25 protein-coding genes are annotated in these 24,915 nt (G+C 70.1%); 8 read left to right on the top strand and 17 right to left on the bottom strand.

The window, feature by feature from the left end:
• Positions 1 to 125 precede the first annotated feature (125 nt).
• The 10 genes from NS3_RS18535 to NS3_RS18490 form a co-directional block, all read right to left on the bottom strand.
• Positions 126 to 968 carry a ComEA family DNA-binding protein gene (locus NS3_RS18535; protein WP_245649684.1) on the bottom strand — a complete coding sequence of 281 codons (843 nt, stop codon included), beginning with the start codon at positions 966 to 968 and terminating at the stop codon, positions 126 to 128.
• A gap of 394 nt (positions 969 to 1,362) precedes the next feature.
• On the bottom strand, positions 1,363 to 2,205 hold the full coding sequence (locus NS3_RS18530; protein ID WP_067861315.1) for a DegV family protein: 843 nt from the start codon (positions 2,203 to 2,205) through the stop codon (positions 1,363 to 1,365).
• Positions 2,206 to 2,208: 3 nt separating this feature from the next.
• Positions 2,209 to 2,955 (bottom strand): diglucosylglycerate octanoyltransferase, encoded by a 747-nt coding sequence (gene octT / locus NS3_RS30450; RefSeq protein ID WP_067861360.1) that lies wholly within the window; start codon positions 2,953 to 2,955, stop codon positions 2,209 to 2,211.
• A gap of 895 nt (positions 2,956 to 3,850) precedes the next feature.
• The gene (locus tag NS3_RS18520) at positions 3,851 to 4,510 is read right to left on the bottom strand and encodes a histidine phosphatase family protein (RefSeq protein ID WP_067861314.1); all 660 of its coding nucleotides are present in this window, start codon (positions 4,508 to 4,510) and stop codon (positions 3,851 to 3,853) included.
• A complete protein-coding gene (gene rsfS / locus NS3_RS18515; protein WP_067861313.1) occupies positions 4,507 to 4,911 on the bottom strand; it encodes a ribosome silencing factor in 405 nt (134 codons plus the stop codon). Before rsfS ends, NS3_RS18520 begins: the two co-directional genes overlap by 4 nt.
• Positions 4,912 to 4,947: 36 nt before the next feature.
• Positions 4,948 to 5,589, bottom strand: coding sequence for a nicotinate-nucleotide adenylyltransferase (nadD, locus tag NS3_RS18510; RefSeq protein ID WP_067861307.1), 642 nt, complete (start codon positions 5,587 to 5,589; stop codon positions 4,948 to 4,950).
• A gap of 22 nt (positions 5,590 to 5,611) precedes the next feature.
• Positions 5,612 to 6,463: a hypothetical protein gene (locus NS3_RS18505; protein WP_157101412.1), complete on the bottom strand. Its 852-nt coding sequence runs from the start codon at positions 6,461 to 6,463 to the stop codon at positions 5,612 to 5,614.
• Between the two features lie 150 nt (positions 6,464 to 6,613).
• Entirely contained in the window at positions 6,614 to 8,038 is a 1,425-nt protein-coding gene (locus tag NS3_RS18500; RefSeq protein ID WP_067861303.1) for a vWA domain-containing protein, read from the bottom strand.
• Position 8,039: 1 nt separating this feature from the next.
• A complete protein-coding gene (locus NS3_RS18495; protein ID WP_067861298.1) occupies positions 8,040 to 8,930 on the bottom strand; it encodes an AAA family ATPase in 891 nt (296 codons plus the stop codon).
• 57 nt (positions 8,931 to 8,987) lie between these two features.
• Positions 8,988 to 10,253 carry a glutamate-5-semialdehyde dehydrogenase gene (locus NS3_RS18490; protein WP_067861296.1) on the bottom strand — a complete coding sequence of 422 codons (1,266 nt, stop codon included), beginning with the start codon at positions 10,251 to 10,253 and terminating at the stop codon, positions 8,988 to 8,990.
• 93 nt (positions 10,254 to 10,346) lie between these two features.
• Between NS3_RS18490 and NS3_RS18485 the strand changes: the two genes are divergently transcribed.
• From NS3_RS18485 to NS3_RS18475, 3 genes are all read left to right on the top strand, one after another.
• On the top strand, positions 10,347 to 11,246 hold the full coding sequence (locus NS3_RS18485; protein WP_245649682.1) for a ribokinase: 900 nt from the start codon (positions 10,347 to 10,349) through the stop codon (positions 11,244 to 11,246).
• Positions 11,247 to 11,336: 90 nt separating this feature from the next.
• Entirely contained in the window at positions 11,337 to 12,554 is a 1,218-nt protein-coding gene (locus NS3_RS18480) for an RtcB family protein (RefSeq protein WP_067861294.1), read from the top strand.
• An 82-nt stretch (positions 12,555 to 12,636) separates the two neighbouring features.
• Positions 12,637 to 14,769 carry a RecQ family ATP-dependent DNA helicase gene (locus tag NS3_RS18475; RefSeq protein WP_067861292.1) on the top strand — a complete coding sequence of 711 codons (2,133 nt, stop codon included), beginning with the start codon at positions 12,637 to 12,639 and terminating at the stop codon, positions 14,767 to 14,769.
• 53 nt (positions 14,770 to 14,822) lie between these two features.
• On the opposite strand, the gene NS3_RS18470 is transcribed toward NS3_RS18475, so the two are convergent.
• Together NS3_RS18470 and NS3_RS18465 are read right to left on the bottom strand one after the other, a co-directional pair.
• On the bottom strand, positions 14,823 to 15,131 hold the full coding sequence (locus NS3_RS18470) for a hypothetical protein (protein WP_067861290.1): 309 nt from the start codon (positions 15,129 to 15,131) through the stop codon (positions 14,823 to 14,825).
• The gene (locus NS3_RS18465) at positions 15,128 to 15,379 is read right to left on the bottom strand and encodes a hypothetical protein (RefSeq protein WP_067861287.1); all 252 of its coding nucleotides are present in this window, start codon (positions 15,377 to 15,379) and stop codon (positions 15,128 to 15,130) included. The genes NS3_RS18470 and NS3_RS18465 overlap by 4 nt, the downstream gene beginning before the upstream one ends.
• 157 nt (positions 15,380 to 15,536) lie before the next feature.
• On the opposite strand from NS3_RS18465, the gene ligD reads away from it, so the two are divergent.
• The 4 genes from ligD to NS3_RS18445 all read left to right on the top strand — a co-directional run bounded on the left by ligD (position 15,537) and on the right by NS3_RS18445 (position 18,962).
• Complete coding sequence (ligD, locus tag NS3_RS18460; protein WP_067861285.1) at positions 15,537 to 16,511, top strand: non-homologous end-joining DNA ligase; 975 nt, start codon at positions 15,537 to 15,539, stop codon at positions 16,509 to 16,511.
• 96 nt (positions 16,512 to 16,607) lie between these two features.
• Positions 16,608 to 17,318 carry an ESX secretion-associated protein EspG gene (locus NS3_RS18455; RefSeq protein WP_067861283.1) on the top strand — a complete coding sequence of 237 codons (711 nt, stop codon included), beginning with the start codon at positions 16,608 to 16,610 and terminating at the stop codon, positions 17,316 to 17,318.
• 97 nt (positions 17,319 to 17,415) lie between these two features.
• On the top strand, positions 17,416 to 17,790 hold the full coding sequence (locus NS3_RS18450) for a hypothetical protein (RefSeq protein WP_067861282.1): 375 nt from the start codon (positions 17,416 to 17,418) through the stop codon (positions 17,788 to 17,790).
• On the top strand, positions 17,787 to 18,962 hold the full coding sequence (locus tag NS3_RS18445; RefSeq protein ID WP_067861281.1) for a hypothetical protein: 1,176 nt from the start codon (positions 17,787 to 17,789) through the stop codon (positions 18,960 to 18,962). The genes NS3_RS18450 and NS3_RS18445 overlap by 4 nt, the downstream gene beginning before the upstream one ends.
• A 38-nt stretch (positions 18,963 to 19,000) precedes the next feature.
• On the opposite strand, the gene NS3_RS18440 is transcribed toward NS3_RS18445, so the two are convergent.
• Positions 19,001 to 20,161: an erythromycin esterase family protein gene (locus tag NS3_RS18440; RefSeq protein ID WP_067861280.1), complete on the bottom strand. Its 1,161-nt coding sequence runs from the start codon at positions 20,159 to 20,161 to the stop codon at positions 19,001 to 19,003.
• An 82-nt stretch (positions 20,162 to 20,243) separates the two neighbouring features.
• Between NS3_RS18440 and NS3_RS18435 the strand changes: the two genes are divergently transcribed.
• The gene (locus tag NS3_RS18435; protein ID WP_067861279.1) at positions 20,244 to 20,993 is read left to right on the top strand and encodes a TioE family transcriptional regulator; all 750 of its coding nucleotides are present in this window, start codon (positions 20,244 to 20,246) and stop codon (positions 20,991 to 20,993) included.
• A gap of 324 nt (positions 20,994 to 21,317) precedes the next feature.
• Here NS3_RS18435 and proB read toward each other — a convergent pair whose 3' ends face one another.
• The 4 genes from proB to rplU form a co-directional block, all read right to left on the bottom strand.
• Complete coding sequence (gene proB / locus NS3_RS18430; protein WP_067861356.1) at positions 21,318 to 22,418, bottom strand: glutamate 5-kinase; 1,101 nt, start codon at positions 22,416 to 22,418, stop codon at positions 21,318 to 21,320.
• Positions 22,419 to 22,573: 155 nt separating this feature from the next.
• Positions 22,574 to 24,034, bottom strand: coding sequence for a GTPase ObgE (obgE, locus tag NS3_RS18425; RefSeq protein ID WP_067861278.1), 1,461 nt, complete (start codon positions 24,032 to 24,034; stop codon positions 22,574 to 22,576).
• Positions 24,035 to 24,190: 156 nt separating this feature from the next.
• Positions 24,191 to 24,472 carry a 50S ribosomal protein L27 gene (rpmA, locus tag NS3_RS18420; protein ID WP_067861277.1) on the bottom strand — a complete coding sequence of 94 codons (282 nt, stop codon included), beginning with the start codon at positions 24,470 to 24,472 and terminating at the stop codon, positions 24,191 to 24,193.
• A 22-nt stretch (positions 24,473 to 24,494) separates the two neighbouring features.
• The gene (gene rplU, locus NS3_RS18415; RefSeq protein WP_040795043.1) at positions 24,495 to 24,806 is read right to left on the bottom strand and encodes a 50S ribosomal protein L21; all 312 of its coding nucleotides are present in this window, start codon (positions 24,804 to 24,806) and stop codon (positions 24,495 to 24,497) included.
• Positions 24,807 to 24,915: the final 109 nt, after the last annotated feature.

Below are 24,915 nucleotides of genomic sequence, written 5' to 3'. Positions count from 1 at the left end.
GGCAGACGCTCCGATCGTCGTCGCGGGTGGTGAGAACCCGGCCGGGCAGACAGGCCGCGTCCACCACCTCGATGCCGGTACAGCGGACGGCGCTCGACGGGTCCGCACCGCGCTTCTCCGAGGGGTCATACCGTCACCAGGTCTCGCAGGCGAGCGAGGCGGGCAGGGCCGATGCCGTCGACTTCGGCGAGCTGGTCGACCGAGGTGAACCGGCCGTTCGCGTTGCGCCAGTTCATAATCGCGCGGGCGGTCACGGGGCCGACGCCGGGCAGGGCGTCGAGTTGCGCCTCGGTCGCGACGTTGAGATCCACCGTGCCGCTCGGCCCGTTTTCCGGTGTGGTGTCCGCCGCACCGTGCCCCGTCCCCGACCCGCTGACGGTGACGCTGCCGAGCTGGGGCGATCCGTCCTGCTGGGCGGCGCCGACGAGGATCTGATCGCCGTCTCGTACCCGCTGCGCCAGGTTGATCCCGGTCAGGTCCGCCCCCTCGCGTGCGCCGCCCGCTGCGGCGACGGCGTCGGCGACGCGGGCTCCCGGGGGAAGCCGGACCAGTCCGCCCCGGTGGACCAGCCCCACGACACTGACCACGATTTCACCTGGCGCGTCGGGGTCGACCTGGGCGGAAACGCCGGCCTCCGCCTGCTGGGCCACGGTCGAGGGCACGCCGGGGCCCACGGTCGTCGTCTGCACCGAGGCGAGCGGCGGAACGGGAGAGGAAACCGGTCGCTGACGTATCACGACGAACGCCGTGACGACCACCGCGATCAAGCCGACAACCGCCAAGGTGAGTGCCCCACGACGGCCCGGATCGACCCGTGCGCCACCGAATCGTCCGCCCGGCACATCGTCGTCGCTGTCCCGACCGGGCTGGTCGCGCAGCCAGTCCGGCGTTCCGACATCGGTCACTTCGTCGACTTCGGCGACTGCCGACGGCGCCCGCACGTCGTCGATGTCGACGGTTCGACGCACGGTCCCCCTTTCAGCGACCACCGGACCCCGCCCGTCCGGATCGTCCGGCAGACCTTCGAGGTGCCACCGCGACGGAGCATCGGAGGACGCGTCCCGGGCCCGGGCCCGAGCATCGCGGCCCGCCCGATCCGTCGAGCGCAGGTGCACACGGTCCGGGGGCTCGGCCGCCGCTGCCCGCCCCGGCGCGAGCACCGCCGCGCGGCTCGCACTCACTCGGTCGGACAACACCCCCAGCCGGCGGCGACGCCGCTCGCGTTCGTCATATCGCACCATGTCGGCGAGAGTAGGGACAACGGTTCTCACGCACGGATCGGCGACCTGGGAGTTCAGTCGGGCTGTGGACAACCCTGGGGCTGTGCAGAACTCGGATTCCGGCGACCTGAGCCGGGACCGCTCACCCGCATCCACCGGGGACGACGAGCACCCCGACCGCGCCGAGGCCGAGGTGCACGCCGAGCACGGGACCGAACTCCGCCACGATGAGTTCCTTCACGCCGGGAACCCGCTCGCGCAGTTGGTTCGCGATGTGCTCGGCGGTGTCGGCGGCGCCGAGGTGCTGCACGGCGACGGCGGCGCCGTCCACGCCCGCCGCTTCGACCGCGGCGGCTATCAGACGGGCGTGGGCTTTGGAGCGGGTACGGGCCTTTTCCCGCAGTTCCAGCCGACCTTCGACGATCTGCAGGATCGGTTTGGTCACCAGTTCGCTGCCGAAGAACGAGGCCGCGGTGCTCAACCGGCCACCGCGGCGCAATTGCTCGGTGCGGTTGACCAGGATGAACGTGCGTGCCCTGTTCGCCGCGGTGACCGCGGCCTCGTAGACCTCGTCCAGCGTCGCGCCCCGTGCCGACGATCGCGCCGCGGCCAACGTCGGCAGGCCGGTGGCCAGGCCCGCGCCCAGGGAATCGACCAGACGGATGTTCTCGTCCTGGCCGAGGTCTCGGACAGCCTGCCTGCCCGCTTCCCAAGTGGCCGAGAGCTGGCGGGACAGATGCACCGCGACCACGCCGTCGCCGCCACTGCGGGCCAAGGCACGCTCGTAGACCTCACGTATCTCGCCGGGCGAGGCCGCCGAGGTGGTCACGGTGTCCGAGCTGTAATCGATCTCGACGGGGTCGACACCGTCCCGGATCGCGCGGTCACCGACCAGCACGTGCAACGGGACCACGGCGATGCCCAGCTCGTCCACCGTTGCGGTGGGCAGGCCGGCCGACGAATCGGTGACGACCACGACGGCCACGGACTACCGAACCTCCTGCAAGGTCTTCACCATCGCGTTCGCGACCGCGGTGTGACCGTCCCAGCCCCAGTGGATGCCGTCGGGATTGGCGTCGCCGGAGAAGATGTTCTCGCGCACCGCCTCCGCGAGATCCACCAGCGGCACCGAGGTCTTCTGCGACCACGCGCGCAACGCCTTCTCCGCACGGGGACGACCGGAGTGCACCCGCCCGTAGGCATCGCAGTTGTGCACCGAGGGCAGCACCGCGATCACCGGCAGATCAGGACGAAGCTGGGTGATCGCCTGCCGCGACTGCTCCAGATAGTCGACACTCAGCCGCGGCGGCAATGCCACCGGACGGCCCAGCTTGGACAGCTTGGGCTGCCACCAGTTGTAGACGTTGCGTACCACCCGGCGCAGGCCGGGCGGGCGGATGTAGCGGATCAGCTCCCGCAGCGCGGTGGGCAGCGGCGAGGGCAGCGTGTCCATACCGCCCACCGCGAACACCACCGCCGACGCCTTCGGCACGGCCGCCCAGATCCGGGGATCGCCGATCAGCGCCCAATAGGCATCGCGACAGGTCCAGCCGATCCGGCCGACCAGTTCGACATCCCAATCCAGTTCCGCGCCGACCAGATTCGGCCAGATCCGCGGATGGTCGGCGGGCAGTCCGCCCTTGGGACCGAAGTAGGCCAGTGAATCGGCGATGACGATCAAGACCGGGCGCTGGGACGTCTCAGCCGGTACGGGCGCCTGCTCGGCAGCAGCCACCTGCGACGACGATGCGGCATCTGCGCTCGCATCGGATGCGGTGTCCTGCTCACTTGCCGCGTCCTCCACGGCCTCACCGGTCGCGACGGTGCCGGTCACGGCCTCACCGGTCACGGCCTCACCGGTCACGGCGGTGCCGGAAGCGCTCACCTCGGTCTCCGCGCCCGTGTCGCCGGAACTCGTCTCGACGACCACATCGGTTACGGCCGTGGCCATCTCGGAATCCTCGGCCTCGGTGGCTCCGACCGCAGCATCCGCTCCCGTCACCACCGAATCCGAATCGGTGCCCGCGGCGTCGGTCCCGGCAGAACCGACTTCGGCAGCCGAATCCTCCACGCCGACAACGGCAGCGCCGACACCCTCGGCAGCATCCGCCACCGAATCCGGCTCGGACTCCGCTCCGGACATCGGACCCGCCTCAGCGACTCGACCGTCGGAGGCGGGAGCCGTATCCGCAGCGGCTTCCGTGCCGGACGAGCCGGCACCAGCCTCGGCGACCGGCGAATCCCCGGCTTCGTCGGACTCGATCTCATCGGCCACGGACTCGGCCGCCGAAGCCGCGCCCGCCGATCCGGCTTCCTCGTCCTCGGGGCCGGACGACGCCACTGCGACAGGCGAACTGGGAAACGGGCCACCGAAAAGCAGGTCAGGCAACTGCCGTTCGGCCTTGGCCGAAACCTTCTGCTTGAACAGCTCGTCCGGCACCGACCGCGCATCCTCGGCCGCCGAGCGCGGACGACCCTTCGCCGTCGAGGCCTCGTCCTCTGCCGCTTCCTCTGGTACGGGATCCGCCGCGGCGGCAGGTGGGCCGCCGAAAAGCGCGTCGGGCAGTTGTCGTTCCGGTCTGGCGCTCACCTTCCGGAACAGTTCGTCCGGCACCGACCGGTCGGGCTCATCAGAGGACATCGGGTGCTACCTTCGCCGCTGCGTTCCACACATCGAGACGCCAGCCGGGCTGGTCGATGCCTGGACCGTGGCTGCTCAGTTGCACCCAGCTGGTATTGGCCAGTCCACCGAGGATCGGCCAGTTCTGCGGCGGCAGTTCGAGCAGCGCGGCCGTCAAGGCGGCGATCAGCCCGCCGTGCGCCACCAGGATGATAGTCCCGCCGGGCCAATCCTGCCGCTCGTTGTACAACTCCTGGACCACGGGCAGCGCTCGCGCGCCGACCTCGAGTTTGCTCTCCCCGCCGGGCGGGCGGTAGGTGGCGTCCAGCCGCCATGCCACCCGCGCGCCCGGGGCCTGCGCATCGACGTCGATGTGCGTCAGTCCCTGCCAGTCACCGAGATGGGTCTCGCGCAGGCGCGGGTCCACGGTGATGGGCACGTCGATGTGCTCGGTGAACGCGAGTGCGGTGTCGTGGGCGCGACGCAGGTCCGAGGTCACGATGGCGAGGGCGTTACGCGAAACGAGCTCGCGGGCGGCTTCTTTCGCCTGCCGACGGCCCAGCTCGGTGAGGTCGGTGTCGATCTGGCCTTGCATGCGATCGGAGGCGTTCCACTCCGTCTGCCCGTGCCGCAGCAGGATCAGCGTGCGGACGCCGGCGTACTTGTTCACGCGTCGTTTTCTCCCTCGGCGGCCGCCTCCGGCCGCGCCCCTCCGACACCCTCGACCGGCAGGACCGGGCAGTCCTTCCACAGCCGTTCCAGTGCATAGAAATTGCGTTCGTCGTTGTGCTGGATGTGCACGACGACGTCGACGTAGTCCAGCAACGCCCAGCGACCCTCGCGGGTGCCCTCCCGTCGCACGGGCCGGTGCCCGACCGCGCGCAGCTTCTCCTCGACGTTGTCGACGATGGCGTTGACCTGGCGCTCGTTCGGCGCCGAGGCGATGATGAAGCAGTCGGTGATCACCAGTTGCTCGGAGACGTCGAGCACGACCACATCGGTGGCCAGCTTCTCGTCGGCCGCGCGGGCCGCCACTTCGGCCATCGCGATCGCTTCGGCGGACGCGCTCACCCGCTCACCTCCGAGCGGTACTCGTTCTCGTTCAACTCAGCTACCTTCCGCTGACTCCGGCACGTACAGATGCCGCTTCGATATGTACTGCACCACGCCGTCCGGGACGAGGTACCAGACCGGCCGCCTCTGCGCGGCTCGGCGACGGCACTCGCTCGAGGAGATCGCCAGCGCCGGGATCTCGAGCATCGTCACCGCATCGGCAGGAAGCTCACGCAGATGTTCCTCGAGATGATCGGTGTTCAGTTCGTAGCCCGGACGGCTCACCCCGACGAACTTGGCCAGTTCGAACAGTTCGGCCCAATCCTGCCACGACAGGATGTTCGCCAGTGCGTCCGCACCCGTGATGAAGTACAGCTGCGCATCCGGATACTGCGCCTTCATTTCGCGCAGGGTGTCCACGGTGTAGGTGACCTTCCCGCGATCGATGTCGGCGCGACTGACCGAGAACCGCGGGTTGGAGGCGGTCGCGATGACCGTCATGAGGTACCTGTCCTCGGCCGGACTGACGGTCTTGTGCGCCTTCTGCCACGGCTGGCCGGTGGGGACGAAGATCACTTCGTCCAGCTCGAACCGGTGCGCGACCTCGCTGGCGGCGACCAGATGTCCGTGGTGGACCGGATCGAACGTGCCGCCCATCACGCCCAGCTTGCGGCGGACCGCCCCTGTCTCGTGCATGAGAAGCGAGCTTACTGCGACCTCAGTCGAGCATGTCGGTGAGCTGGCGACGGGTGTGATCGAGCTCGTTGGCGATCTCCCTGCTGGGCTGGAGCTCGGCGCGCTCCTGCAATTCCGCCAGCAGGGTGCGCAGCGCCTCGATGCTCGGTCTGCGCAGTTCACCGGTCGGAGCCGCCCAGAATCGCAGCCAGGCCGCCGAGCGCAGGCAGCGGGCGCGCGGACCGATGCGACCGAGCTCGCCCCACAGCTCGGCCGCGCGCAGGTAGGCGAGCGCGGCAGGGCCGTCGGCTCCACAGGCATCCAGCGCCGAAGCCGCCGACCAGGTGAGCTCGGCCCGTAGTTCCCGCTGGTCGGCGTGCCCGCGGATCGCGTGCGCGGCCGCGAGGTATTGCCGAGCCGCCCCGCGATGATCGCTCAGCAACCGCAGCGAACGGCCGTACTGACCGCGCAACACCGCCATCTCGGGGACCGGATAGGGCGCGGCCTTCGCGAGACCGCGGGCGAACAACTCGGCGGCACGGGTATGACGGCCCGCGCGGTGCAGGGCGCGGGCGGCCACGAAGACCAGGTGGGTGGCGGTGTCGCCGGACAACTCTTCCCAGTGCCGCGCGGCGTCGAGTGCCACCTCGGCGAGTTCCACCTCGCGATCGGGCGCACCGGAGAGCGCCGTGACCAGTTGCGCGTGCAGTCGCGCGATCTGCTCCTCCGGCAGAAGTCCCGTTCCCGCGGCCAGCGCCGCGCGCAGATACCGCTCGGCCTCCGCGGGCGCACTCAGCAGACTGCCTGCGGCCAGTTCCCCGAGCCTGGTCGCCTCGTCGGCCGGACCGGGATCCGGGTCGGTCGATGTCACGCCGTCGGGCGTCGTACTCCCCATGGCGGCGAATGCTGGAGGGCTCCCCCAACGAATCGCTTAACAAATCCTGAACGCGGGCACGGCGAAGCCACGCCGCGCTCGGGCGATCTCTCGTTCGAGACAGGATCGACAGACCCGCCCCGGCCGTTAACCGCTCGCGCATGGCGGCGATCAGACCGGCAGCAAGCGGGAGACCACCTCGGTCAGCTGCCTGGCCGAACGGCATTCGTGCATCTCGATGACGTCGACGTACTTGTCGGCGGCCGAATCGCCCGATCCCCAGTTGTGGGTGGGCTCGGGGTTGAGCCAGTGCGCGTGTTTGGCGGTGGCCACCAGTTCCCGCAGGGTGCCCAGAGCCGGGTCGCGGTAGTTGGTGCGGGCGTCACCGAGAATGAGCAGCGAGCTGCGGCTGGTGACGGCGTCGGGGAACTGTTCGGCGAAGGACCGCAGCGCGTTGCCGTAGTCGGAGTGCCCGTCGAAGCCGACCACATCGGCCTCGGTGAGGATGCGCGTCATCGACTGGTCCAGCTGGGTATGCGGGTCGAAGAAGCGGGTCACCTCGTCGGTGTTGTCGACGAAGGCGAAGATCCGCACCCGGGAGAACTGCTCGCGCAACGCGCTCACCAGCAGCAGCGTGAAGTTGCTGAAGCCGGCCACCGAACCCGAGACATCGCACAGCAGAACCAGTTCCGGACGTCCCGGGCGGGGCTTCTTGTTGACCAGATCGATCGGCACGCCCCCGGTGGACATGGACTTGCGCAGCGTCCGCCGCAGGTCGATCTCACCGCGCCGGTGCTGCCTGCGACGCACGGCCAGCCGAGAGGCCAGCACCCTGGCCAGCCGCTGGGTGCCGCGCCGCAGTTCGGCGAGTTCGCGTTCGGACGCGCGCAGGAAGTCCACATCTTCGGCCTGGCGGGCGACACCGTAGTTGGCGACTCGCTCCTTGCCGATCCGCTCGGCCACCCGCCTGCGGGTCTCGGCGTCGACACTGGCGCGGAATCCCTCGATGCGCTGCCGGGCGGCGCGCCGGGCGACCTCGGTCTCGAACTCGCCCGCATCGGGACCGAGTGCCATCCCGGCCAGGATCTTGGCCAGCAATGTCTGCGGTTGCACGTCCTTGAGCGCCTGGTAGGCCGAGAACGACGGGCCGCGCGCGGATTGGTACTGGCCCATCTGCTCGACCATCTGGGCGGCCATCTGGTCGAGCCCGTCCGAGTCCTGCTGGGCCAGCATCTCGGCCAGCATCTCCCGCAGTGCGGGGATGTCGATCTCGCCGGAGGGCTTGCGCGGGATGTCCACGATCTCGTCGACGGCGGCCCGCTCACCGACCGCGACCGGGAACCACAGGTCGAACAGCCCGTCGAAGGTGGCACGGTGGGTGGTGCGACGCAGCAGGGCGCACGCCAGGCCCTCGCGCAGCACCTCGCGGTCGAACAGGTCGAGCACGGTCACGACGCGGCCCGCGTCCACCGTTTCCGAGGGGCCGACCGGGATGCCGCGCGCCCGCAACGCCTCGACGAAGCCGACGAGGTGTCCGGGGATGCCGTGTTCGGCGCGCAACGACACCGGCGTCTGCGGGGACGATCCGGCGCTCATGTCAGGCCAGTTTCAGCTCGGACAGCGCGCGTTCGTGATCGCTGCGATGCTTGAGCACGACACCGAGCGTGGCGCGCACGGTCGTATCGTCGAGATCCTTCATCCCGAGCGCGAGCAGCGTGCGACCCCAGTCGATGGACTCGGCGACCGAGGGCAGCTTCTTGAGCTGCATGCCGCGCAGCACGTGCACGATGCGCACCAGCTGCGCCGAGACCGCGGCCGAGAGTTCCGGCACCCGGCTGGCCAGGATACGGCGCTCGAGTTCCTCGTCCGGGAAATCCAGGTGCAGGTACAGGCAGCGGCGTTTGAGGGCCTCCGACAGCTCCCTGGTGGCGTTGGAGGTCAGCACCACGAACGGCTTGCGGGTGGCGGTGATGGTGCCCAGCTCCGGGACGGTCACCGCGAAATCACTGAGCACCTCGAGCAGCAGGCCCTCGATCTCGACGTCGGCCTTGTCGGTCTCGTCGATCAGCAGCACCGTGGGATCGGTGCGCCGGATCGCGGTCAGCAGCGGGCGGGAGAGCAGGAATTCCTCGGTGAAGACGTCGGCTTTGGTTTCGGCCCAATCGTTTTCACCGGCCCCCGAATGATTGGCCGATTGGATGCGCAGGATCTGCTTGGCGTGGTTCCACTCGTAGAGCGCCCGAGCCTCGTCGACACCCTCGTAGCACTGCAGGCGCACCAGTTCGGCGCCGGAGGTCTGCGCGACGGCGCGGGCCAGTTCGGTCTTGCCGACACCGGCCGGGCCTTCGATCAGCAGCGGCTTGCCCAGCCGGTCGGCCAGGAACACCGAGGTGGCCGTGGATTTGTCGGCCAGGTAGCCGGTGGTGGCGAGCCGCTCGACGACATCGTCGACCGAGGTGAAGATCGGCTCCTGGGGTGCGTCGGCCACTGGTCTGTCCTTCCTCGTCCGAGCGCACGGATCGCGCTCGGTGCAATCTCTACCGCGTCACGCGGGCCTGATCTGGCCCTCGCCCCACACGATCCATTTGGTCGAGGTCAGCTCCGGCAACGCCATCGGACCGCGCGCGTGCAGTTTCTGCGTCGAGATGCCGATCTCGGCGCCGAAACCGAACTGCTCGCCGTCGGTGAAGGCGGTGGAGGCGTTCACCATGACGGCGGCGGCGTCGACCCGGCTGGTGAAGGCGCCCGCGGCGGCCAGGTCACCGGTCACGATGGCCTCGGTGTGGCCGGTGCCCCAGGTGTTGATGTGCTCGACGGCGGCGTCCAGGTCGTCGACGACCTTCATGGCGATGTCGAGGGTCAAATACTCCTCGGCCCAGTCGGTCTCGGTGGCGGGCACCTGGCCGGGCAGGTCGCCGTGGATGGTGACGCCCGCGGCCTCGAGCGCGGCGGTGAGCCTGGGCAGCGCGGTGTCGGCGACAGCCCGGTCGATGAGCACGGTTTCGGCCGCGTTGCACACGCTGGGCCTGCGGGTCTTGGCATTGATCAGGATGCGCTCGGCCATGTCGAGATCGGCGGCGGAGTGCACGTAGACGTGGCAGTTGCCGGTGCCGGTTTCGATGGTGGGCACCGTCGCGTCCCGGACGACCGCGTTGATCAGACCTGCGCCGCCGCGCGGGATCACCACGTCGACCAGGCCCCGCGCCTGGATCAGGTGGGTCACGCTGGAGCGGTCGTGGCTGGGCAGCAGGTGCACCGATTCCTCGGGAATGCCCTGCCCGCGCAGGGCTTCACGCAGGATCTCGACCAGCGCGGCGTTGGAATTCGCCGCCGAGGACGAGCCGCGCAGCAGCGCCGCGTTGCCGGACTTCAAGGCCAGACCGAAGGCGTCGACGGTCACATTGGGGCGCGCTTCGTACACCATGCCGACCACACCGAGCGGCACCCGGACCTGCCGGGTCTGCAGCCCGTTGGGCAGGGTCGAACCGCGCACGACGACACCGATCGGATCAGGCAGACCGGCCACCTGGCGCAAGCCGGAGGCGATGCCGTCGATGCGATCCTCGGTCAGCCGCAACCGGTCCAGCAGCGAGGCCTCGGTTCCCGCGGCTTCGGCGGCGGCGATGTCCTCGGCATTGGCGGCCAGCACCTTCTCGGCGGACGCGAGCAGGAGGTCGGCGGCGGCGTGCAGGGCGTCGTTCTTCTGCGCGGTGGTCAACTGGGCGAGGGCGCGCGCGGCCACCCTGGCCTTACGCGCGGCCTCGTGCACTGCTTCGCGCACATCGAACTCGGCCGTCGTCTCCACCGTCATGGGGTACAGCCTACGCACCGGGACGAACGGGTTTCCGGCTGCTCCACCTCCTGATCGTCCGCGGGCGCGGCGGGTCCGTGGTTGGGTTCCGGCATGGACGTTCAGGGCATGGACATCGGCGCGGAGCAGGCGCGAGACGCACCCGTCATCGCGGTGCTGGGCAGCGTGAACATGGATCTGGTGACCACCGTCACACGGCGGCCCGTGCCGGGAGAGACGATCGCGGGCCGCGATTTCGCCACCGTGCCCGGCGGCAAAGGCGCCAATCAGGCCGTCGCGGCGAGCCGGTCCGGCGGGCGGGTGCGATTTCTCGGCGCGGTCGGCTCGGATGTGTTCGCGCCGCGGCTGCGCGAGCTGCTCGACGAGGCCGGAGTGGCTACCGAACGGCTGCGCACTGTCGAGGGATCGAGCGGCATCGCGACCATCGTCGTCGAGGAGAACGGTGAGAACAGCATCATCGTGGTCGGCGGCGCGAACGCGGCGGTGAGCGAGCTCGACGCGGACGATCTCGCCGTCGTGGCGGACGCGGACATGCTGGTGTGCCAGCTGGAACTGCCGGTGCCGACGGTGGCCGCCGCATTGCGGCACGCGCGGGCCCACTCGACGATCACCATGCTCAATCCCTCACCGGTGCGGGACCTTCCGGAGGAGCTGTGGGCCGATGTCGACATCGCGGTGGTGAACCGTGGCGAGGCGCGTCGGGTGGGTGCGGTCCTCGACCGGATCCCGCACGTGGTGACCACGCTCGGCGCCGACGGTGCGCATCACCGAGGACCGGACGGCTCGGAACTGACGGTGCCCGGGGTGGCGGTCGAGGTCGTGGACACCACCGGCGCGGGCGACGCGTTCACCGGCGCGCTGGCGGTCGCCTGGAGCCGAGGCCCGCGCCAGGCGTTGCGACGGGCGTGCGCGGCGGGTGCGTTGGCGACGACCGCGCTCGGCGCGAGCGCCTCCATACCGGACCGCGCGGCGATCGAGGCGCTGCTCGACTGAGGAAATTCGAGTGCCTTTTCGTCCGGGGCTGCCTACCGTGGAATTCGCCGGCGGCTGTTCCGTCGCCGGCGAATTCGGAAGGATCGAAGCATGTTTCCCGTCGAGCTGTCCGGTGCCCGGGCACGGACGTTGATGTGGGCCCACGAGAGCGATATCGAGGCGGCGGCGCTGCAACAGCTGCGCAATATCGCCCGGCTGGAATGGGTGCACGGCGTTCGGGTCATGCCGGACGTGCACCTGGGCAAAGGTGCGACGGTCGGCTCGGTCATCGCCATGCGAGACGCGGTCGCGCCCGCGGCGGTCGGCGTGGACATCGGCTGCGGCATGGAGAGCGTGCGCACCGATCTGACCGCCGCGGATCTGCCCGACGACCTGCGGTCGCTGCGTTCGCGCATCGAGGCGGCGGTGCCGGTCGGCTTCGCCGCGCACCAGCACGAGGTGCCGGTGAAAGTGCTGGCCGGACGCCCGTCCGGAGCCACCACGGCGACTCTTCGCTCGGGGTGGGACCGGTTCTGGGCGCGGTTCGGCGAACTCGACGAGCGGGTCGCGCCGCGCGAGTCGAAGGCGCACAAGCAGATGGGCACCCTCGGCGGCGGCAACCATTTCATCGAGGTCTGCCTGGACACCGACGACCAGGTGTGGATTCTGCTGCATTCCGGCAGCCGCAATATCGGCAAGGAAATCGCCGAGCGGCACATGGACATCGCGCGCAAGCTGCCGCACAACCAGAATCTGGTGGATCGCGATCTGGCCGTATTCCTGGCGAACACCCCCGAAATGGCGGCCTACCGGCACGACCTGACGTGGGCGCAGGAATATGCCGCGCGGAATCGGGCGGTCATGCTGGCGCTGGTGTGCCAGGCCGTGCGCGAGGAATTCCCGACCCGCGAGGTGCGTTTCGACGTCCCGATCTCCTGCCACCACAACTACGTGGCCGAAGAGGTGATCGACGGAACGCCGATGCTGGTGACCCGTAAGGGCGCGGTCCGCGCGGGCAAGGGCGATCTGGCGCTCATCCCGGGCTCCATGGGCACCCGTTCCTACGTGGTCCGCGGCAAGGGCAACCCGGACTCGTTCGATTCCGCTTCGCACGGCGCGGGGCGGCGGATGAGCCGCAACGCCGCCAAGCGGCAGTTCAGCGTGGCCGACCTGGTCGCGCAGACCGAAGGCGTGGAGTCGCGCAAGGACGCCGGAGTGCTCGACGAGATCCCGGCCGCCTACAAGAACATCGACGAGGTCATCGATGCCCAGCGCGACCTCGTCGAGGTGGTGGCGACCCTGCGTCAGGTGCTCTGCGTGAAGGGCTGACTTGCCCCGGCCGGATGTGGATTGTTCGATGTCCACATCCGGCCGACCGCCGGGCTGTGCGCTGTCGGTGGAGTGGGGCACGATGGGCTTCGTGACCACGGCGAGCGGAAGTCCAGCGATCGACCTCACCGCACCCGACCTGCGCGAGCGGGCCGAGGAGCTGCTCCGCGAGCTCGCCGGTCCGGACGCGCGACTGCGCGAGGATCAGTGGACCGCCATCGAAGCGCTGGTCGTGCGACGGCAGCGCGCCCTGGTGGTGCAGCGCACCGGCTGGGGCAAATCGGCGGTGTATTTCATCTCCGCGAAGCTGTTGCGCCGGGCCGGGCGCGGTCCGACCGTGATCGTCTCGCCCCTGCTGGCGCTGATGCGCAACCAGGTGGTCGCCGCCGAGCGCGCCGGGGTGGTGGCCGCCACCATCAACTCCGGCAATGTCACCGAGTGGGACGAGATCCACCAGCGGGTGGCCCAGGGCGAGATCGACGTGCTGCTGGTCAGCCCGGAGCGGTTGAACAATCCGGACTTCCGCGACCAGGTACTGCCCCGGCTGGCCGCCGACGCCGGGCTCGTGGTGATCGACGAGGCGCACTGCGTCTCGGACTGGGGGCACGACTTCCGCCCCGATTACCGCCGCATCCGCACGCTCATCGCCGATCTCGGCGCCGACGTTCCCGTGCTGGCCACCACCGCGACCGCCAACGACCGGGTGGTCACCGATGTCGCCACCCAGATCGGCACCGACACCCTGGTGCTGCGCGGCAGCTTGGACCGGGAGTCGCTGCATCTGTCGGTGGTGACCTTCGACGACGCGGTGGAGCGCACCGCGTGGCTGAGCGGCAGGCTGCACCGACTGCCAGGCTCCGGCATCATCTATACCCTCACCGTGGCCGCCGCGCACGACCTCGCCGACGTGCTGAACTCGAACGGTCACCACGTCGCCGCCTATACCGGTCAGACCGATCCGGCCGAACGGGAGGCGCTGGAAAACGCCCTGCTCGGCAACGAGATCAAGGCGCTCGTGGCCACCTCCGCGCTGGGTATGGGCTTCGACAAACCCGATCTGGGATTCGTGGTCCACGTGGGCGCGCCCTCCTCCCCCATCGCCTACTACCAACAGGTCGGCCGTGCGGGCCGCGGCACCGAGCGCGCCGAGGTCGTCCTACTGCCCGGCCCCGAGGACACCCGGATCTGGAGCTACTTCGCCTCGGTGGCCTTCCCTCGCGAGCACATCGTGCGCAGCGTGCTCGACGCGCTCGATCACGACCGGCCGATGTCGACGGTCGCGCTGGAGCCGATGGTCGAGTTGAATCGGTCGCGGCTGGAGATGGTGCTGAAGGTGCTCGATGTGGACGGCGCGGTGCGCCGGGTACGCGGCGGCTGGCTGGCGACCGGGCAGCCGTGGGACTACGACGCGCCCCGCTACGAACGGCTGGCGGCCGCCCGCGAGGTGGAGCAGCAGGCGATGCTGGATTACCAGCGCACCACCGGGTGCCGGATGAATTTCCTGCGCCGCCAGCTCGACGATCCCAGCCTGCCCGCCCTGGACGGCCAGGTGCCCGGCTGCGGCCGCTGCGACAACTGCACCGGGCAACGCCCCGATGTCTCCGTGGACGCCGACGCGGTCGCCGCCACCCGCGCTCGACTCGATCGGCCCGGCATCGACCTCGCCCCACGCAAGCAGTGGCCCACCGGCATGGCGAAACTCGGCGTCCCGCTGTCGGGAAAGATCACCGCGGGCGCGGAGACCGGGCGCGTGGTCGGCAGGCTCACCGATCTGGGCTGGGGCCAACGGCTGCGCGCGCTGTTGGACGGGCCGGACGGGCCGGTGCCCGACACCGTGTTCGACGCCTGCGTCGCCGTACTCCGCGAGTGGGATTGGGCAGTGCGCCCGACGTCGGTGCTCGCTCTGTCCTCCGAGCGGCACCCGCTGCTCACCGAAAGCCTTGCCGCCCGTCTCGCCGAGGTGGGCAGGCTACGACCGCTCGGCGCCATGTCCCTGCGGCCGGACCGGCCGCCGGTCTCGGCGGCGAACTCCGCCCACCGCGTCGCGGGGCTGTACGACTCGTGGGAGGTTCCCGATCTGTCCGAGGTCGAGGGCCCGATCCTGCTCGTGGACGCCCGGACCGACACCGGTTGGACCTTCACCGTCGCCGCACACGCACTGCGCCGGGCAGGAGCCGATGCGGTACTCCCCTTCGCCTTGGCGAGCGTGACCTGACCTGCCGGGCGTGCCGGTCGCATCTCGCGAAGGCCGGCGCGCACGGCCGACCGCTACAGGCTGAGGGTGGCTCGCAGACTGGCGTCGAGCGCTTCGGTCTCGTCGGGCGTGAGCCTGCCGACGTGGGTGTTCAACCACGGGCGATAGGCGCGGTGGAGTTCGAGCGCGTCGACCCAGCCGTGGTCGGTGTAGACGCCGAGCACGTGTCCCGGGTCGTTGTCGATCACCGGCACGACGTGCACCCACCGGTACGGCGAGATGATGACCGCCGGATCGGAGACCAGCACCACGGTGCTGCGGCGAGGCAGCGGTGTGCCGTCGCTGAGTGCCGGGGTGTAGGTCCAGATCTCCCCGCGTTTCATGCGGCCCCGCGCGAACGGCGCCGGGCATCGACCGCCGCCTGCTCGGCGATGTCGACATCGACGCGCGCGGCGACCTGCTCGGCTTCCTCGTCGACCGACAGCTCGGACAAACTGTCCTGTACGAGGGCCGTGCGGAGCGCGGCATTGACCACCTCGGACAGGCTGCGGTCCTGCCGTTCGGCGGCCGCCTGCGCCCATGCGGCGACCTGGGGATCCAGGGTCACCGAGATATGCGCAGCCTTGCTCATGCCCTATGCATACCAGTCCCGGCCGCCCAGCGAAACCGGTCTCGATGGGCGGGCATCTGTCCTGGCAGCCGACCATCCGGTCCGCATGGTGCGGGAGACCCGAGCAGCGCGCGCCGATGACGCGCCCGCGCCGCGGGGAGACGCTAGGGTCGCAGAGATGGCCGGTAAGTCGGCGCCCCCGACGGTGGAACTCGACGTCGGCGCCCATCGCGTGCGTATCTCGAATCCGGACCGGGTCTACTTCCCGGAGACCGGAGCGACCAAGCTCGATCTGGTGCAGTACTACCTCGGCGTCGGCGACGGCATCGTCAACGCGCTGCGGGAGCGGCCGTGCATGCTGCACCGCTTCCCGAAGGGGCTGGTCGGCGACAAGGTCCACCAGAAGCGGCTACCCGCGGGAGCGCCGGACTGGGTGCACACGGTCCGGGTGTCGTTCCCGCGTTATGGCCGCCATGCCGACGAGTTGTGTGTCCGTGAGCTCGCCGAGGTCGTGTGGGCGGTCCAGATGAGCACCGTGGAGTTCCATCCGTGGAATTCGCGGGCCGCCGACACCGAACGTCCCGACGAATGGCGCATCGACCTCGACCCGATGCCCGACTGCCCGTGGTCACGGGTGCAGCGGGTGGCGGGGGTCGTGGAGGAGGTACTCGGCGAACTCGGCGCGACCGGCTGGCCGAAGACCTCCGGCGGCCGCGGCCTGCACGTCTACGTGCGGATCGCGCCGGAGTGGACCTTCACCGAACTGCGCCGCGCGGCATCGGCTTTCGCCCGTGAGGTCGAACGTCGCGCGCCACGGGACGTGACGACGGCCTGGTGGCGACGCGACCGTGATCCGCGGCTGCTGTTCGTCGACTACAACCAGAACGCCCGCGACCACACCATCGCCGCCGCCTACTCGGTGCGTGGCGTCCCGCAGGCGACGGTCTCCACCCCCGTCCGCTGGTCGGAGATTCCCGAGATCGATCCCCGTGACTTCACCATGCGAACCGTGCCCGCCCGCTACGCCGAACTCGGCGATCTGCATGCCGGGATCGACGACGCGGTGTTCCTGATCGACGAACTGCTCGAATGGGCCGACCGGGACCGGATCGACGACGATCCCGGGCCGGAGGCGGACACCGCCCGGAAGTGACGGCACCGCGCCCCGGCACCGAGACCCCTCACTCCGCCGCCGTCCGCCGCATGACCGGCCGGAGCCCACGGAACCGAAGACGGCATAATCGGCACAGTGCATTGGATTTTCACGCCGGACGAGTTCGCCCATGTCTGGCGGGAGACCGACGTCGACCGGCCGCCGTATCCGCTGCGCATCCTGGAATCGCCACGCACCGAGCACGCCGCCGAGGTGATGCGCGCCATGCTGGCGCAGAAATTCCCGCCGGGCACCGACCCGGATCTGACCGCGTGCCTGCGCATTCTGGCCGATCCGCATACCCGGTTCCTCGCGGTCGGCCAGGGCTCCGATCCGCGGGCCGAGCTGCGGCTGCTGGCGTGCGTGGTGTTCGATCGGGCGGTGCTCGCGGTCCAGGGACGTTCGGCGCGGGTCGGCCAGGCGGGCTCGGTACGGATTTCGATCGGTCACGCCGCGAAACTCGGGGCGGGGATCGCGAGTGTGCTGCCGAAGGCGCCGCCCGGCCGCGAGGCCGCGCGGGCTGCGTCGACAGCCGCGGTCTACGACACCGAAGCGGTACGACCCGCACCCGAGGTCGCGCGGATCCGCAGGCTGTTGCTGTCGAAACACGCCGCGTCCGGACACATCCGGATCGAGCCGCGACTGGATCGGCCACAGCCGCCACCGCCGGTGCACTACACCTGGATGGATGTCGAGGGCGACGGCCGGTATCTGGTGAAGGCGGACGAGACCGTGCGCGTCGTGCCCGCCTCGGCCGAGCAGGTGGCGGGGCAACTGCAGAAATGGGTGCCCTCCCGAGCCAGGTGAGCGCGACGCGCGCGACGGTGTCGGCGGAAGCGGTTAGGCTGAATCGGACACGACCGGTGGGCGTTCCGGTCGGACCGACCGATCGCTGGGGGTGCGCATGACGCTGGAGTCGAGCCGAGCCGATATCGCGCGGTTCAAGGAACAGGCCGGCACGGGCGAGGTTCGATTCGATCCGGAGGCCGCCCGCCGCTGCGCCGACATGTACGAGCAGCAGGCCGACCGGCTGCTGCATCTGCGGGATCGGATCGAATCGGTCACCCAGGCACAAGGTTTCGGCGGATTCGATTCGGCCAAGCAGTTGCAGGCCGGTTTCGGGCACAAAGCGCGCGATGCCGCGACGCTGCTCGACCACTACATCGAGGCGTCCTACCGCATGAAAGAAGCGTTTCTCATCAGCGCCGGGCTCTACGAGGAAGCCGATGCCGCCAACGCCGCGGCGCTGCGCGCGATCGAGACGAGGCTGCCCCGATGACCGGCACCGATCCCACCTACATCAGCTCGATGGAGCACTTCGAGTCGATGTCGCACGAAGAGATCTATGCCAAGACCCAGCAGATCGATGCCGGTGAGATCCTGCGCGCGTCGGGGGTGTGGCTGGAGGCGGCCGCCACCGTGGCCGGCGCGATGCCGCTGACGAGGGCCGCCGCGGACCGGGTGATGAACTCGATGGAGTGGGAGGGTGCCGCCGCCGACGCCGCCTACGCCAGCACCCGCAGTTTCGCCGCCTCGGTCGAAGAACTGACCGCGGTGATGGGGCAGGTCGGTGCCCGTCTGGGCGCGGTCGCCGCGGCCGCCGAAGCGGTGAAGCTCGCCGTTGTGCCACCCGGTGATTCGGGCCCGATCGGCGCGATCGCCCGCCTGCTGGAGGCCGCCAAGGTCATCGACGCGCAGATGATGCAGGAGGCGCTGCGCCAAGAAGCCGTGCTCGCGATGAACATGATCTACAAGCCCGCCTACTCCGCGGCGGGCACCGGTGTCCCGGCGCTGCCCGAGCCGCCGGGATCTCCGCGGGTTCCCGGCGGCGATGAGCTCGCACCGCAGCGGTCGGCGCCCGCACCGTCTGTCGATGTCTCCCCTGGCACCGCGGACGAGCCGGAGCCGCAGCAGCCGCAGCCGGATTCCGCGCCGCCGAGCGGGGATGCCGCGCCGGAGGAGGGGGCGACGCCGGGACCGGAGTCCGAGCCGACTCCACCGGAACCTCCCGCCGAACCCGCGCCGCCGACCGATCAGGCGCCGAGCCCGGAACCTCATCCCGAACCGGAGCCGGCTCCTCCTCCGACTCAGGAGGCACCACCGGAATCCGCTCCTACCCCGGCTCCGGAACCCCCGGCTCCCCCCAGCCCGACCGAACCGGAACCCGCTCCGCAGCCGACACCTGCACCTGCACCGCAACCGGAACCGGCCCCTGCACCGCAACCCGCACCCGCGCCGCAACCAGAACCGGCCCCTGCACCGGAACCTGCACCCGCACCGGAGCCGGTCCCCGTGCCGGAGCCGGCTCCCGAGCCGCACGTCGGCGAACCGGGTCAACTTCCCGACCCCGGCGGCCAACCCGGCGTGACCGGCCCGATCCCCGACGGAGCGCAAGGAGCGGCACACGAATCGGGCATGGATCAGCCCGGCGTGATCCCGACCAGGTCCTGACCCGGCGGTAACGTCGCGCGCGGCTCGTCGCGCCGGGCTCAGCCGGCCCGAACCGATTCGGTGACCGCCACCCCGTCTGCGACATGCAGAACGGCGTCGGCCCGGTCGAGAATGTCTTGATCGAGCGGAAAATAGCCCTGCATCGGGTTGATGTCGGTGCGGATCCGTCCGGCGGGAAGGACATCCGGCGCGGACAGCCCCCAACCGGTGGTCCGGGACTGCAGGAAGCTCTCGAAGGTGCCGGGAGCGGGCTCACCGAGTTCGATAGTCGCACTGCGGCCGAGACTGCCGACGACGAAACGATATTCGTCCGGGTACATGGCGTCGAAGATCGCGCCCGCGCTGAACCAGTCCACCGTGACCTCCCCCATCCGCATCGCCCCCGGATTGCGTTGCAGGTGCAGGTTGTGGGCGAAGACCAGGGTGGCCCCGCGCGCGGCCTCGGTGACTCGGATGTCGGCGAGGTTCTCGGCCATGCACACGTCCCTGGTGGCGCACATCCCGGTCAGCCGGTCCCGCTCGTCGATGCGCCGGGCGCATTTCGCGTGATAGCGAAGCAGATGCACAGCCGCCATGAGATGCATTCGCGCCGTGTGCCATTCGTCGCGAGAAGTCGCCGCGATCAGACCTGGTGTGCGGATGTGGAATTCGAGGCACATGTCGTCGGCGATGACGCGCAGCTGCCGGGCTTCGGCCGTCAGGCCGAGGGAGGCGGCCGGGTCGAGCACCGCTTCGGTGCGGCTCCACTGTTCGTCGTCGCCGAGCAGGCCGGCGATGTCGACGTCGTAGTCCAGGTAGGCGCGGGCGAATTCGAGGTAGCGGCGCGGGCTGGGCGCGCTCATGGTCTCCAGCGGGGCGTCGAAGCCGTGGAAGGCGAGGCGGCGCTGCGGAGGCAGGTTCTCGTTGTGGTCGCGCATCCAACTCACCAGTTGCCGGTTGGCGGGAAACGCTCCGAAGCCGTGGGAGAAGCCCTCGCGCATGACGGTGTCGAGATCGCCCACGCCGCGACGGACGTAGTCGTCGACCAGGCGCGCGGCCACCCGATCGGTTTCGAGGGCGATGGAGGCGAACCCGTGATCGGCCAGTCCGGCCAGCAGTTCGTTACGGAGCCAGGCGATCGAGGGCTCGAGGTGGGTGGGTTCGCCCACAGCGAGCACGGTGCAGGACGGCGTCAGGAATTCACGAATATCTCGACTCATGTGTCTCAATCGTATCTCTGAAAGCACGGTTGAGACTCTCGGCGAGATTCTCCCAGGAACACCTGCCGCTACTCTCAAACAGGTGAAAAGCCTGCGCCCCGCCGATCTGGCGCGCGAGCACGGACTGTCGACGCAAGCCGTGCGCAACTACGAGAGCGACGGGTTCCTCCCCGCCGCCGGACGCACGGCCTCCGGCTACCGGATCTACACCGAACGGCACGCGGCTGCGCTGCGCGCCTACCTCGCCTTGGTCGCCGCTTTCGGATACGCGACAGCGGGCGCCATCATGCGGGCGCTGCATCGCGACGACCTCGACACCGCGCTTGGCACCGTCGACCGCGGCCACGTCCAACTGGTACGCGACCGGGAGACGCTCGACCAGGTCCGCGGCGCGATCGGCCCTCTCGCGACCGAGACGCCGGATCCGGCGGAGGTCAGCGGCGTCCGAACCATCGGCGAACTGGCCCGCCTGCTCCGGTTGTCACCGGCCACCCTGCGCGCCTGGGAACGAGCAGGCGTTCTCGTCCCCGCCCGCGACCCCCGCACCGGCTACCGTGTCTACCGCCCCGCCGACATCCGCGACGCCCGCCTCGGCCACCTGCTACGACGCGGCGGCTATCCCCCGGCCCACATCGCCACCGTCGTCGACCACCTCCGCACCGCGGGCAGCGCCGACACCCTGACCGATTCCCTGGCCCGGTGGCAGTCGAAACTCACCGCCCACGGCCTCGCCATGCTCGACGCCACGGCCCTCCTCGGCGCCTACATCCGCATGCTCGACCTTCCCGCACCGGACCAGCGCATCACCTCCGGCCCCGCCACTTCGAGTTGACCGGCCGGACACCGGGTTTCGGCTTCGACACCCCGTGCGGTTCGCGCAACGGCTGCGGCCGCGAGGCGCGATCCCGGCTGGTACCGGATGCAGCCGCCGTTCGCCGAGCATCTGCGAACCGACCCGCTCGGGTCTCCTCGTTCTCTCGCGCTCGATCCTCCTGGTCCAGCCGGGCGAAGACGAGATGCTGCCGACCGTAAGGCCACAGGTTGTTGCCGCCCCCGAAAGGACTGGACATCGCCGGCACCGAAGACATAGTTCGCAGTCACGGCATCGGCCTGTGGCGATACGCCGAGTTGCCCCGCGGAGAACGGAGCGGAACGTCTAGACCTTGACCAGGTCGTCGGCGTGGATGACGGGGCGCTGCATGGTGTCGGGGAGTTCGGTGGTGGATCGGCCGAGCATGGTCGACAGTTCGGTGCTGTCGTATTCGACGACGCCGCGGGCGACCAGGCGATGATCGGCGGCGAGCAGGTCGACGACGTCGCCGCCGTGGAAGCGGCCGCGCACGCCGATGATGCCCGCGGCGAGCAGGGAGCGGCGGGCGACGGCGACGGCGTGCACGGCGCCGTCGTCGAGGACCAGCGCGCCGCGGCTGTCGGCGGCGTGGCGGACCCAGAATTTCCGGGCGGACAGTCGGGTGGCGCGGGCGGCGAAGGCGGTGCCGACGGTGCCCTCGGACAGTGCGATGCCCGCCTGTTCCGCGGCGGCCAGCAGAACCGGCACGCCCGCGTCGGCAGCCAGCCGCGCGGCGGAGAGCTTGGAGGCCATGCCGCCGGTGCCGAGCACGCCACCGCTGCCGGCGATCACGCCGTCGAGGTCGGCGCTGCTGCGGACTTCCGGGATGAACGAGGCCGCGCCTTTACGGGGATCGCCGTCGTAGAGACCTTCGACGTCGGAGAGCAGCACGAGCGCGTCGGCGCCGACCAGGTGGGCGACGAGCGCGGCGAGGCGATCGTTGTCGCCGAAGCGGATCTCCTCGGTCGCGACGGTGTCGTTCTCGTTGACCACCGCGACCGCGCCGAGCGAGCGCAGCCGATCCAACGTGCGCTGGGCATTGCGATGGTGCTCACGACGAGCGAAGTCGTCTGCGCTGAGCAGGACCTGGCCGACGGTGCGACCGTAGCGGGTGAAGGAAGTGCCCCAGGCGTGCGCGAGGGCGAGCTGGCCGACGCTGGCGGCGGCCTGTTTGGTTGCCAGATCGCGCGGGCGGCGAGTCAACCCGAGGGGGGCCAGGCCCGCGCCGATCGCGCCGGAGGACACCACGACCACGTCGGAACCGGCGCGCATCCGTGCCTCCACCGCGTCGGCGAGCCGGTCCAGCCGGACGGTGTCGAGCCCGCCTTTCAAGCTGGTCAGCGCCGACGAACCGATCTTCACCACCACGCTGCGCGCCGAGGCGATGGCCTGCCTGGCCTCGCTCAGCTCCCGCTCCTGCGCACCGAGTGAATTCACCTGTGTCACAACAACACTCCTACCGCACACCCGCGCGGACCGACGCCCCGGCGGCGCGGTGGGCGCGGGCGGATCTCACCGCTGTTCTCCGTCCCCCACCGAGCCACGCGTCCCGGGCAACTCGGTCACTGCTCGTCCTCGTCCCCGTCGACCAGACCGCGGCGCACCCGGGACGCGTGCTTGCGCTCGGCGGCGCCGATGCGCTCGGACTGTTCGAGCCTGGCGTCGGTGCCGCGGCCGGTGCGCACCATGTCGACACCCGCGGTGATCTGCGGCTCCCATTCGAAGCAGACGTCGCCGATGGTCACCGGGGCGCCCGGCTCGGCGCCTTGGCGCACCAGTTCCTCCTCGACGCCGAGGCGAGCCAGCCGGTCGGCGAGGTAGCCGACGGCCTCGTCGTTGTCGAAGGCGGTCTGGCGCACCCAGCGCTCCGGGCGCGCGCCGCGGACGATGAAACCGCCGGGCTCGGACGGGTCGGCGTACACGCTGAAACCGGACTCGTCGGCCGCGATCGGACGGATGACCGGACGCTTGGGCGCGGCCTTCGGGTGCGCCTCCCGGTATTCGCGGACCAGGTCGGCCAGCGCGAAGGTCAACGGTCGCAACCCGGCGCGCGAGACGGCCGAGATCTGGAAGACCGGCCAGCCGCGCGCGGTGAACTCCGGGGTCACCATCTCGGCGAGTTCGGCGGCGTCGGGCACGTCGGTCTTGTTGAGGATCACCACGCGCGGCCGGTCGGCCAGATCGCCCAGGCTCGCGTCGGCCGACAGCGCGGGCTTGTAGGCGGCGAGCTCGGCTTCGAGGGCGTCCACGTCGGAGATCGGGTCGCGCCCGGGTTCGAGGGTCGCGCAGTCGACCACGTGGGCGAGCACCGCGCAGCGTTCGAGATGCCGCAGGAAGTCCAGGCCGAGGCCGCGGCCCTCGCTGGCGCCCGGGATCAGGCCGGGGACGTCGGCGACGGTGAACGTGGTGTCGCCACTGGCGACCACGCCGAGGTTCGGCACCAGGGTGGTGAAGGGGTAGTCGGCGATCTTCGGCTTGGCCGCCGAGAGCACCGACACCAGCGAGGATTTGCCCGCCGAGGGGAAGCCGACCAAGCCGACATCGGCGACGGACTTGAGTTCCAGGACGAGTTCGTGTTCCTCGCCCTCCTCGCCGAGCAGCGCGAAGCCGGGGGCCTTGCGCGCCTTGGACGACAGCGCCGCGTTGCCGAGCCCGCCGCGACCGCCGCGCGCGGCGACGAACCGGTTGCCCGGTCCGACCAGGTCGATCAGGATCTCGCCGTCGCGGTCGAGGACGACGGTTCCGTCGGGCACCTTCAGCACCAGATCGGCGCCCATCTTGCCGTCCCGGTTGCCGCCCTCGCCCGGCTTGCCGTTGCCGGCCTTGGCATGCGGATGGAAGTGGAAGTCGAGCAGGGTGTGCACATTCGGGTCGACTTCGAGGACGACATCGCCGCCGTTGCCGCCGTTGCCTCCGTCCGGACCGCCGAGCGGCTTGAACTTCTCGCGGTGCACCGACGCGCAGCCGTGACCGCCCTTGCCTGCGCGCACATGCAGCACGACACGGTCGATGAATTTCGACATGGTCGAATCATCCTCCTTCTGGGCTGGTCGACGAACGTGGCGTCGCTCGCACCCTGCTATGGCACGACGACTTGTGCGCACCCGGTCGGGAACGCGAAAAGCGGGTCAGGGTTGGCACCCTGACCCGCTCGGCTCGAGTCCGGATCGGCTCGGCGGTCAGGCCTGAACCGGCTCCGGGACCGCGATCTCGGAAGCAACGATGTTCACGGTCTTGCGGCCACGCTTGGTGCCGAACTCCACCGCGCCCGCCGACAGGGCGAACAGGGTGTCGTCGCCGCCACGGCCGACGTTCACGCCGGGGTGGAAGTGGGTGCCGCGCTGACGGACCAGGATCTCGCCTGCCTTGACGGTCTGACCGCCGAAGCGCTTGACGCCGAGTCGCTGGGCGTTGGAATCGCGTCCGTTCCGGGAGCTGGACGCGCCCTTCTTGTGTGCCATAGCTCTGTCTCCTCGGGGTGTCTTACTTGATGCCGGTGACCTTCAGGACCGTCAGCGGCTGACGGTGACCCTGGCGCTTGTGGTAGCCGGTCTTGTTCTTGAACTTGTGAATGCGGATCTTGGGGCCCTTGGTCTGCTCGACCAGTTCCGCGGTCACCGAACGGCCGGCCAGAGCGGCCGCGTCGGTGGTCAGTTCGGCGCCGTCCACCACGAGGACGGGCGAGAGCTCGACGGCGGCGCCGGGCGCGCCTTCGATCTTTTCGACCTTCACCAGGTCACCGACCGCGACCTTGTACTGCTTTCCGCCGGTCTTGACGATCGCGTACGTTGCCATCGGTCGGCTTCCTCCACTCGATGTATGTCTTAATCGTGCTCATCGCGCCACAGGTTGCGACGCGACTTGTCTTGGCTGGTTGCTGCACGGGGCGCTTGCTCCGCCGACC

The sequence above is a fragment of the Nocardia shimofusensis NBRC 100134 genome (assembly GCF_001613125.1).
In the GTDB taxonomy this organism is placed as follows: Bacteria; Actinomycetota; Actinomycetes; order Mycobacteriales; family Mycobacteriaceae; genus Nocardia; species Nocardia shimofusensis.
The sequence above is the reverse complement of the archived record's forward strand: the minus strand, read 5'-3'. Positions and strand labels throughout refer to the sequence as shown.